At 60.4% G+C, this 2,130-nt stretch carries 3 protein-coding genes; 1 reads left to right on the forward strand and 2 read right to left on the reverse strand.

Going from position 1 to position 2,130, the window contains the following annotated elements; genetic code table 11:
- Nucleotides 1-130 precede the first annotated feature (130 nt).
- Nucleotides 131-835, forward strand: a complete 705-nt coding sequence (urtE, locus tag Q0341_RS13160; protein WP_299514132.1) for an urea ABC transporter ATP-binding subunit UrtE — start codon at nucleotides 131-133, stop codon at nucleotides 833-835.
- Between the two features lie 37 nt (nucleotides 836-872).
- Here the strand turns inward: urtE and Q0341_RS13165 are convergent, their stop codons facing one another.
- On the reverse strand, nucleotides 873-1,739 hold the full coding sequence (locus Q0341_RS13165; protein ID WP_299514135.1) for a Brp/Blh family beta-carotene 15,15'-dioxygenase: 867 nt from the start codon (nucleotides 1,737-1,739) through the stop codon (nucleotides 873-875).
- A partial coding sequence (locus Q0341_RS13170; protein ID WP_299514137.1) for a lycopene cyclase family protein occupies nucleotides 1,736-2,130 on the reverse strand: 395 nt, incomplete at its 5' end. The genes Q0341_RS13165 and Q0341_RS13170, both read right to left, overlap by 4 nt.

Raw genomic sequence — 2,130 nt, forward strand, 5'->3', positions numbered from 1 at the left:
GCGTGTGATTGAAGTTTATTTGGGGCGTTGATCAGTCGCGATTTTTGCAGGTCGAGCCTTCAGGTCCGACATGTGCCTCCAACGACCCTGAGTCGGACCTGAAGGTCCGACCTACGGAAAGATTTGAAACATGCTGACAGTTCAAAACATTCACCAGTATTACGGCGGCTCCCACATCTTGCGCGATGTGAGTTTGAGCGCCGAGCAAGGTCAGGTCACTGTGCTTTTGGGCCGCAACGGCGTGGGCAAGACCACCTTGCTCAAAAGTTTGATGGGCCTGGTGCCCATCAAAAGTGGTAACGTGGTTTTGGAGGGCAAAGACATCTCCAATGCCAAACCCTACGAACGTGCTGCAGCCGGGATCGGTTACGTGCCCCAAGGCCGAGAAATTTTTGCCCGCCTCACGGTACAAGACAACCTGCGCATGGGCTTGGCCACACAGCCCAATGGCACGCCGATCCCGCCTGAGTTGTTCGAATTGTTCCCAGTGCTCCAGCAGATGCTGCATCGCCGGGGTGGCGACTTGTCCGGTGGGCAGCAACAGCAACTGGCCATCGCGCGGGCTTTGGCGGCCAAGCCGCGCTTGCTGATCCTGGACGAGCCCACAGAAGGCATCCAGCCCAGCATCATCAAGGACATTGGCCGGGTGATTCGGCAACTGGCCGATGTTGGCCTGCAAGGCCAACGCATGGCGGTTTTGCTGTGCGAGCAGTATTACGATTTTGCCGAGGCCCTGGCCGATCGGTATCTGGTGATGGAGCGCGGTGAGGTGATGGCCAGCGGACCTGGCAGCGAGATGAAAGAAAAAAACATCCAGCAATGGGTGGCCATCTGAGCCAAAGACCCGGTCTTCATCCTGGCGTGCAGGTCAATCAAGGCCAGCCCGTCCAACGCACCCGTTCGACCAAGAGCATGTGCGGCACCGTGAGTGCTGCCAGGACTACAAAAATAAATTGAACGATTCGCGCATCGACGCTTGAATCTGGCAAGCCGTACCAAGCGCCTGCAGCCATCAAGAAAACACCCAGCATGGGCAATATTGCCACGGCGGCCAAAGCTGGCAGCGCCATGCCCGCAAACACCTGTGTGCGCAGCATGTGCCGTGGGCTGTGCATGGCGCAAAAGAACACGGTGAACCCGATCAAGGGCGGCGCAGCCAAAGCCAACACGCTGACTGCCAACACTTCCAGCGCGACGCTCGCATCGCGGCGCGCACTCAGCACCACCGCTCCCACCAAGGCCGCCAGCCACGGCCAGACCATGACTTGCAAGGCGGGCACCACCCAAGCCGCGCTCTCTGGGTTGGTCAGGAGCGCGAAGAGCCTTGTGAGTTCGTCCGCGTGTAAGGCCGCGGGCAACACAATCACTGCACCACCATAAAAAAACCGCGTCCAACCCGATGTCCCAGTTGCTAAATCGCCAGAAAAATGCAGCACCGAAATGGCCAAAAACCCCCACAGGAAAACCGTTGGAGCCCACCACCACACCCCAAGCACGCAGGCGGCCAGCAACAGGTAGGCCCAAACGAAGACGGCCCAAGCTGCGCGGCCTTGTATGCCTGGCCAAGCTTGCGCATAAATCGGATCCAACGCGCCATGTGGCACACCCAGTAAGACAATCAACAAGCCCACCCACACCAACACCGACTGCGGGTCTGCCGGCGGTAACACCACACAGGCGATGCTGGTCAACAGCGCCAGAACGCTGAACACCCCACCTTGCCAACGCATGGCGGTCATGACCACCGAGGCCCACTGAAAAGTTGTCGCAAAAACGGCCGGGGGGGCAAGGCGCAGGCGATGGCTGCACAGTCCGAAAGCCGAGCGCCTTCCCCCATGAATCGGATCACGCGTGGGGTTGAAACCCCGGCAAACATCGCCATGAACAGCTCGGGTCCCAAGGCGGGTTGGCGGCGCAGCACCTTCAAAAACAGCTGGTCCATCCAGCCGCGCAAGGCTGGCTCTTGGGGGTGCGCGATGGGCACGCCGCCTTGCACCAGGACATGGGCACAGGCCGCCGCCCAGCGCTGAATGCGCTGAAAGGCATACCCCGTGGCGGGCCGTGCCGCACCGGCAAACAAGCCCACTTGGACGTGACCTGGCCCCGCACTGGCCGCATGGGCGTGTTGCC

It is taken from the genome of uncultured Limnohabitans sp., assembly GCF_937889215.1.
Lineage (GTDB): Bacteria > Pseudomonadota > Gammaproteobacteria > Burkholderiales > Burkholderiaceae_C > Limnohabitans_A.